The 7565-nt window shown below is 39.0% G+C and carries 13 protein-coding genes; 12 read left to right on the top strand and 1 reads right to left on the bottom strand.

The features are described from left to right. Positions 1 to 171 precede the first annotated feature (171 nt). The 4 genes from EWV84_RS03390 (at position 172) to EWV84_RS03375 (ending at position 1656) form a co-directional block, all read left to right on the top strand. Positions 172 to 363: a hypothetical protein gene (locus tag EWV84_RS03390; RefSeq protein WP_002740538.1), complete on the top strand. Its 192-nt coding sequence runs from the start codon at positions 172 to 174 to the stop codon at positions 361 to 363. Continuing rightward, entirely contained in the window at positions 356 to 700 is a 345-nt protein-coding gene (locus EWV84_RS03385; protein WP_002771863.1) for a type II toxin-antitoxin system PemK/MazF family toxin, read from the top strand. The genes EWV84_RS03390 and EWV84_RS03385 overlap by 8 nt, the downstream gene beginning before the upstream one ends. Before the next feature lie 175 nt (positions 701 to 875). Beyond that, positions 876 to 1187 (top strand): hypothetical protein, encoded by a 312-nt coding sequence (locus tag EWV84_RS03380; RefSeq protein WP_287076460.1) that lies wholly within the window; start codon positions 876 to 878, stop codon positions 1185 to 1187. Next, positions 1174 to 1656, top strand: a complete 483-nt coding sequence (locus tag EWV84_RS03375) for a hypothetical protein (protein ID WP_287076459.1) — start codon at positions 1174 to 1176, stop codon at positions 1654 to 1656. The genes EWV84_RS03380 and EWV84_RS03375 overlap by 14 nt, the downstream gene beginning before the upstream one ends. A 23-nt stretch (positions 1657 to 1679) precedes the next feature. Here EWV84_RS03375 and EWV84_RS03370 read toward each other — a convergent pair whose 3' ends face one another. Beyond that, the gene (locus tag EWV84_RS03370; RefSeq protein WP_287076458.1) at positions 1680 to 1808 is read right to left on the bottom strand and encodes a hypothetical protein; all 129 of its coding nucleotides are present in this window, start codon (positions 1806 to 1808) and stop codon (positions 1680 to 1682) included. 150 nt (positions 1809 to 1958) lie between these two features. Between EWV84_RS03370 and EWV84_RS03365 the strand changes: the two genes are divergently transcribed. The 8 genes from EWV84_RS03365 (at position 1959) to EWV84_RS03330 (ending at position 7481) form a co-directional block, all read left to right on the top strand. Continuing rightward, a complete protein-coding gene (locus EWV84_RS03365) occupies positions 1959 to 2306 on the top strand; it encodes an NADH-quinone oxidoreductase subunit K (RefSeq protein WP_286827234.1) in 348 nt (115 codons plus the stop codon). Then, positions 2303 to 3739, top strand: a complete 1437-nt coding sequence (locus EWV84_RS03360) for a cation:proton antiporter (protein ID WP_287076457.1) — start codon at positions 2303 to 2305, stop codon at positions 3737 to 3739. The genes EWV84_RS03365 and EWV84_RS03360 overlap by 4 nt, the downstream gene beginning before the upstream one ends. Continuing rightward, positions 3736 to 4119, top strand: a complete 384-nt coding sequence (locus EWV84_RS03355; protein ID WP_286827237.1) for a Na+/H+ antiporter subunit E — start codon at positions 3736 to 3738, stop codon at positions 4117 to 4119. Before EWV84_RS03360 ends, EWV84_RS03355 begins: the two co-directional genes overlap by 4 nt. After that, the gene (locus EWV84_RS03350; protein WP_002739224.1) at positions 4116 to 4367 is read left to right on the top strand and encodes a hypothetical protein; all 252 of its coding nucleotides are present in this window, start codon (positions 4116 to 4118) and stop codon (positions 4365 to 4367) included. Before EWV84_RS03355 ends, EWV84_RS03350 begins: the two co-directional genes overlap by 4 nt. Next, positions 4364 to 4633 (top strand): monovalent cation/H(+) antiporter subunit G, encoded by a 270-nt coding sequence (locus EWV84_RS03345; RefSeq protein WP_158199043.1) that lies wholly within the window; start codon positions 4364 to 4366, stop codon positions 4631 to 4633. The genes EWV84_RS03350 and EWV84_RS03345 overlap by 4 nt, the downstream gene beginning before the upstream one ends. An 8-nt stretch (positions 4634 to 4641) precedes the next feature. After that, the gene (locus EWV84_RS03340; RefSeq protein ID WP_046662752.1) at positions 4642 to 5184 is read left to right on the top strand and encodes a DUF4040 domain-containing protein; all 543 of its coding nucleotides are present in this window, start codon (positions 4642 to 4644) and stop codon (positions 5182 to 5184) included. Continuing rightward, on the top strand, positions 5184 to 5846 hold the full coding sequence (locus EWV84_RS03335; RefSeq protein ID WP_159252951.1) for a Na(+)/H(+) antiporter subunit B: 663 nt from the start codon (positions 5184 to 5186) through the stop codon (positions 5844 to 5846). The genes EWV84_RS03340 and EWV84_RS03335 overlap by 1 nt, the downstream gene beginning before the upstream one ends. 285 nt (positions 5847 to 6131) lie before the next feature. Then, positions 6132 to 7481: a DEAD/DEAH box helicase gene (locus tag EWV84_RS03330; protein ID WP_287076456.1), complete on the top strand. Its 1350-nt coding sequence runs from the start codon at positions 6132 to 6134 to the stop codon at positions 7479 to 7481. Positions 7482 to 7565: the final 84 nt, after the last annotated feature.

The raw sequence follows: 7565 nt of genomic DNA, 5'->3' as shown, positions 1-7565 counted from the left end.
CCCTAAGCCGAGTTTTCAAGGTGCTGTCCGCCCACTTGGTTTTCGAGACGGTCTTTTTAATTCTAACGTAAAGCCAACCTAGAACGGCGGGGTTTCCCACCCAAAATTTTCGATGACTAAGCTCCTTGTTAAGCTTGTGTTATAGTATTGAGCAGATATAGGGCAACCGCTATGACTGCTATAGTTCAGGAACTTTTAGATACCTTTGACCGCTTGACAGACTCAGAGCGGTTAGATTTGCTATTAGAGATTCTGAAGCGGACAATTCACCTGGATTTTCCGCCCTTATCTGATGAAGATCTAGTCCTCAATGCCGAGGGAATTTTTCTAGAATTAGACGATCAGGAAGCTTCCTATGGATAGCCCTGATCGTGGTCAGGTTTGGCTGGTTGATCTGGGTTATGTGGCCAAAGTCAGACCCTGTTTGGTTATTAGTATTCCTGCGCTCAATCAAGAGCGTGCCTTAGCGACTCTGGTTCCACATACAACAAGCTCTCGTGGTTCAAGATTTGAAGTGAAAGTCCAAGCTCGCTTCCTTAGAGAAGGAGTCTTTGATGTACAAAACATCGTTACAATTCCCCATGCAAAGCTTTTACGCAAATTAGGAAATCTGACATCTGAGCAAATGATGGAGGTTGAGAATGCGTTACTTTTTTGGCTAGGGTTTGAAGAGAGGAATGATCAAGAAAGCGAAGATTAGTCTGTGCGCTAGTTGCAGCGGAAACATAATCAATAGTTAGGGTTTGCGGCAAAAAGTTTTTCGTGGGGTGTGGGGTGTTTAGGTTTATTCAGCAAGCCCTAAATACAATCGAATCCCTTTCAGATAATTATCCTAGTATGAGAGCATGGATTGTTCTTAAGGAGCTATCTAAGTCATGACGATCACTACAGAAGATTTGCTGTTATCTTTGCCGCTAGTTAGCAGGGAAGAAATGTTAGCTGAAATAAGTTTTTTAAAAGCAGATTTAGAAAGACTATTTACTTCCGATCAATCCCTTAATTTACCCAAGGAATATCAAAATGATTATTTAAAAATTACTGAAGTTATAGAAAAAATCAGAGCAGATCAAACTCCACCTCAAGCGGAGAATATTTATTCTCTTGAATATCAACCAATAACAAAAAAGTTTCAAGCTAAGTATTGTGAATTTTTGTCTGCTGATAGCTTAAAAAATGGTCTATTATGATAATTATTTACAGGGTTTTATCGAGTTAATTCAAGTGAATAAAATAATGTTAGATGCTTCGTTAAAATCAACAGATAAATCCGCTCAATATAATCGTATTTGCTTCGGTCTTACCATCCTCTCAGAGATAATAATAGAAAAATATATTGGCTATTTTCCCCACAACTTCCTAGAATCTTTTAAGATGATCGCCAAGGCTTTTTTAAATGATCCTAGCTTGCAACCAGAGAAAAAAAGTCAGTTTAACCAAGTTTTAATCTCTTTAAAGCATACGGCTATGGCTATCCTCTGGCAAATACAAGAATACGAAAATCAAGAAACTAAACCTCTCAATTGGACAGACTTTTATACGTCGAATAAATCCGATACTGATCAAGTGCAGAAACAAAAAAATCAGCCAGCGATCGCATGGGCAAAATCTCGCTTAGAACAGTTAGAAAATCTGAGAAAAGTTAAGGGATGGGATTAAAAGAGTGATTGTAATTCTGGACTCTAATCAAAGAAAAATATCCCAATCGTCGGGTTATTATTGCTACCAAAAATATCAAAGATTTCCAAAACATTACTGATTGCCCCCTCTGGCAAGATATACATTGTTAAAGCGAAATTGCTTGGTTTCATTTTTTCAATAATAATTATAGATCCAAGACAATCTATTTACACCTGAAAAATTCCCCCATAATCTTGAGAATTTTTTGATCAATTGGGACTCGATCGAGGATAATTAGAAGAAATATTTTGACTCATAACCAAATCTAATCAAGAAGCCCAGTGACGATTCCCCTCCTAGAGTTGTTTGTATTCGCCACCGTTTTGTGCGGATTTTTGGGAACATTCCTGAAAAAAAACTTAATCATGAAGATTATCGCCATGGATGTCATGAGTACGGGCGTTATCGCCTACTATGTGGTGATAGCTTCCCGTGACGGTTTATTTACTCCCATCCTCGGTACAGTTAAACAGCAAAATTACGCTGATCCTGTACCCCAAGCAGTGATTTTAACAGCGATCGTCATCGGTTTTTCCATTCAGGCGTTAATGCTGGTGGGAGTAATGAAATTAGCCAAAGATAACCCCACCCTAGACAGTGCTGAGATTGAGAAGAATAATACACCATGAATACTTTAACGATCGCTTGGATAAGTTTACCCTTTTTTATCGGCTTTATCATCTATTTATTGCCGCGATTAGACAAATATCTGGCTATTGCCACCACTGTTATCTCTCTCGCCTATTCTCTCCTTCTATTTAGCCAATCCTCCCCCATAACCCTCAACCTACTGGATAATTATGGCGTGAGACTGGTAGCCGATCAGTTAAGTGCCTATTTTATCCTCACCAATGCCCTGGTGACGATGGCGGTGATCTTTTATAACTGGGAAAGTAGCAAAACCGCCTTTTTTTACGCTCAAGCTATCATTCTCCACGGTAGCATTAATTCTGTCTTCGTCTGTGAAGATTTTATTAGCGTTTACGTTGCCCTAGAAGTAATTAGTATTGCCGCTTTTCTGGTGATTGCCTATCCTCGCAGCGATCGCTCTCTCTGGGTTGCCCTGCGTTATCTGTTTATCAGCAATGTGGCGATGTTATTTTACCTTATTGGCGCAGTTTTAGTCTATAAAGCCAATAATTCCTTTGCTTTTGCCGGTTTAAAGGACGCACCTCCCGAAGCCTTGGCTTTAATCTTCATGGGATTATTAGTCAAAGGGGGAATCTTTGTCTCGGGATTATGGCTACCGATGACACACTCGGAATCGGAAACCTCCGTCTCGGCGCTGATGTCGGGGGTGGTGGTAAAAGCTGGCATTTTTCCCCTCCTGCGCTGTGCTTTAATCCTAGAGGATTTGGATGTCCTAATTCGGCTTTTCGGGGTGCTAACGGCGATTTTTGGCGTATCCTATGCAGTGTTTGAAAAGGATAGCAAGCGGATGTTAGCCTTCCATACTATTTCCCAATTAGGTTTTATTTTAGCCGCCCCGGTAGTCAGTGGTTTTTATACCCTTACCCACGGTTTAGTTAAATCTTGCCTATTTCTGTTAGCGGGAGTTTTACCCAGTCGCAATTTTAAAGAATTACAGCAACAATCGCTCCCTAATTCTCTCTGGATTGCCCTAGTGGTTGCTAGTTTTTCTATCTCTGGATTCCCCTTATTATCCGGTTTTGGGGCGAAAGCGTTAACGATGAAAAATTTAGTCCCCTGGCAAGAGATTATGGTCAATCTTGTGGCGGTGGGGACGGCGATTTCCTTTGCTAAATTTATCTTTTTACCCCACGCAGGTGGCGAAAGTAAACAGAAGCTAACCATCGGTTTCTGGATAGCAATAATTCTGCTCCTTGCCGCCCTATTTTTATCCAATGCCGTCTATGTGGAAGCTTATAATCTACCCAATATTATCAAAGCTTTAGCCGTCATCGGTGCGGGGTGGTGGTTATATCTGGGAGTTTTCAAAAAGTTATCCCTGAAATTATCGCGATCCTTGGAACAATTTGATAATCTCGTCGGCATGATGAGTGTAATGTTAGTTCTATTGTTTTGGATGGTTTTAGCATGATTGGACATATAATTCTGCGTTTAACTATGTGGTTTTTGCTCACAGCTAATTTCACACCTGCTAATATTATGATCGGGGTAGCTATTGCTTTTCTTTTGCCTCGTAATTTCGCCTCTAGCGAAACTTTAGGCGATTGGTTAAAGGTAATAATTAAAGTTTTGATGGCTATTCCCCAAGCTTATATGGAAGCGTTTGAAATTATCTTTCGTCCCCACAAGGAAGAAGAAATTATTTTAGAGAGAATTTCAGGTAAACGTTCACCCAGATTGGCTTTTTGGGACATATTTCTCATTACTTTTACCCCGAAAACTATCGTCACCGAATACAAGGAAAATGAGGGTTATGAAGTTCATCTAATTAAACGGAGTAAACAGGGATGAATATTGTTCTCATTGCCATGATTGTCGCCCTATTAATTCCCCTTTATGAAGTGGCAAAAAATGATGACATCTGGCAAAAAATGGCCGCCTTTGCCAGTGCTTCCAGTAAATCATCGATTATTATTCTAGTAGTTTCAGTTCTGCGGGATGATTGGATGATTGGAGTGGTAGCCGTGATTATTCTCAGTGTCGGTAATGCCGGTTTTATGTTATTAGCACAAATTCTTAAACGACTGAACGAATCATGATTAACATTTTGAGTTATATCTGTATCGCTATCGGAGTTTTTTTCTGGTTTTGGGGAACGGCTCATCTTTTAGACAAGCGCTCGGTATTATATAAATTACACGGTCTATCTGTGGCTGATACATTAGGTTCCATGGCGATTATTTTCGGGCTACTTTTGAAAGTTCCCCAAAATTGGCCTTTATTATTATTGGCAATAATTTCCTTAGCAATTTGGAACACCATGTTAGGCTACGTTTTAGCTTATACTTCTAGCGAGCGAGAGTAAAATTAAAGATGAATGAAAGTTATCTCTATGTTATTGTTGCCCTCTTGCCTTTAACTGCGGCGATGGTAATGTTACAATCCAATCCCTACCAAGCTCTAGTAATTCGCGGGGTTTTAGGGGCAATAGCAGCCCTAGTTTATGCTTTATTAGGGGCAGCAGATGTGTCTTTAACCGAAGCTTTAATGGGAACCATGTTAGCCGTAACTCTCTACGCAGTGGCGATTCGTTCCTCTTTAGTGATGCGTTTAGGAGTAATTGCCGAGGAAACCGATACAGTTTTAGAACAGTTAAAAACTCAACTACAAACGGTTTTAAGTAAACGTTTTATGCGTTTAGAATTAGTTGCCTACAGTGATAAACAAGCTTTGCAACAGGCACTTATGGATAAGGATATTCATGCCGTCTGTATCCGTCAAGACAATCCGGAAACTATCCCCTACGAAACCACAATTAGATTACCCTATCTCTACGATATTTTTAAAAATGAATTAACGGCAGCAAACACGATTTTAACTTGTATTGAAACCCCAAAATTAGAGGAGAAACACTAATGAAATGGATTTATACTCTAGCCGCCATTGCCTTCGCTGTCAAAATGGTAATTATTCCGAATACTGCTTCCTCTGTATCATCCTTAGAAATTGTTGAATCCCTAGTGCGCGACGGTGGTGTTCCTAATGCGGTTTCGGTGGTGATTTTCCGTAATCGTCTCTACGATACCATCTATGAAGTGATTGTTTTTACCATTGCCATTATGGGGGCAAATTTTCTTTTAGCCACCGAAAAACCCGCCAGTAAAATCCATCAATTTACTGACCAACCTTCAATTATTTTAGCCCGTTTAGGGGCAACAATTGCCGCTTTAGTGGGCATTGAATTAGCTATCCGCGGCCATTTAAGTCCGGGGGGAGGTTTTGCCGCCGGAGTCGCCGGAGGTACAGCAATTGGCTTAATAGCCATTACCTCGTCTCCTGAATGGATGCAAGCAATTTATCGCCGTTGGCAAGCGGCAACATGGGAGAAAATTTCCGTCTTAGTTTTTATTGTTTTAGCCGCTATTACTCTCTCAGGATTTGAGTTACCCCACGGGGAATTAGGTGCGCTATTTAGTGGCGGCATTTTACCTATACTAAACATTTTAGTCGCCGTTAAAGTAGCTTTAGGTTCTTGGGCAGTAATCCTCGTTTTTATCCGCTATCGCGGTTTATTGTGAGAGGTTAAGTAGGTGGGTGGAATTAAATATAAGATGAACGTAGGTTGGGTTGAAGCATGAAACCCAACGCCCACTCATGTTACGAAGTGCGCTAACCCATCCTACAAATAATTGTGCCTCCCTACTTAATAGCTATAATTTATAGCTTTAGGTCAGAACTGGGGATTAACCGATGATCATAGCATAACTTGATGGTTGAAAAAATGCTATAGTAATTTTGTTGCCCTCCTCAAGAATCAATAGGCATCTAATGATTCTGCTAAAAGAACTCCCGAGGTAAAAATTATGGTTAACGTTATTCGCGGTTCTTCAGCTAAACCTGTATCTTCTCAAAGATTAGCTAAATATTTTGAGGAAAGAACAGATATAGAGGGAACATTGTATATCGGCTATCCTATTATTGGAACTCCCCAAGGAGGATATCAAATTGATGCTCTATTAGTCTCTCGTCAGCAAGGGATTATTATTTTTAATATTGATGAGGGAAAAAATTATGATTTGGATATTGAAGGCACTCAAGATGAGAGCATAACCAAGTTAGAAGCAAAACTGCTTTCTTATAAAGAGCTTGTTCAAAAAAGAAAGCTAATGGTTAACATTTCTGTAGCCACCTATGCACCGATTTGGACTAATTATCCAGAAGCAATTAACCGAGAGGACTATCCTGTTCTTATTCAAAAGGAAGACCTTGATGATTTTATCAATAAATGTCAAGGCAATGCTCCTGAATATTTCGAGAAAGTCAACTCAGTCATACAAGCTGTTACAACCATTAGAAAAAAAGACGCTCGCAGTTATGTTGTTAAACCAGATTCTAGGGGAGCAAAGTTAAAAAACTTAGAAGATTCTATTGCTAATCTTGATGAAACTCAAAGTAAGGCTGTTTTAGAAACCCCTAAAGGTGTACAAAGAATTAGAGGTTTAGCAGGTTCGGGAAAAACAATTGTCTTAGCGCTGAAAGTAGCTTATCTTCATGCAACTCATCCCGATTGGAATATTGCTGTTACTTTCTATACACGCTCGTTAAAGGATCAATACAAAGATTTAATTACTCGGTTTAGTTATGAGCATAAAAATTCCGAACCAGACTGGGAAAAAGTAAAAATTATTCATGCTTGGGGAAGTCCTAAGATAGAAGGAATTTATTATGAGCTATGTAAACGACATAATATTGAATATTTAGATTTTAGTCAAGCAAACAACCTAACATATTTGTTGAATGAAGACCCTTTTGAGTTTGTCTGTCAAAAAGCCTTCCGAGAGATTAAAAAATTTCATCAATATTATGATCTTATTTTAATTGATGAAGCCCAAGATTTTCCTCAAGACTTCTTAAGACTCTGCTATGAAATCTTGAAAGATGATAAACGTTTAGTTTATGCCTATGATGAGTTGCAAAGCTTAAATAGTAAAGTCATGGATTCTCCCGAAGTTATTTTTGTAAATGATAATCATGGTAATCCTAGAGTTAAATTGGAGAATTTACCCAGCGAACCCCAACAAGATGTGGTTTTAAATACTTGTTACAGAAATTCTCGTCCTATTCTGTCCTCTGCTCATGCTCTAGGTTTTGGAGTTTATTATCCAAAGGGACTAATTCAAATAGACCTCTTGCATAATTTTTTTATGGTATAATATAAGGTTTTGCTTTTTTCTCAATTCTTAGATTGAAGTGGAAAAAAGAATAAAATGTGATCTTAGGTCAGGAAATCATCTATA

The organism is Microcystis sp. M_QC_C_20170808_M3Col, from assembly GCF_007095505.1.
Taxonomy (GTDB): Bacteria; Cyanobacteriota; Cyanobacteriia; order Cyanobacteriales; family Microcystaceae; genus Microcystis.
This window is presented reverse-complemented; position numbering and strand designations above follow the sequence as displayed.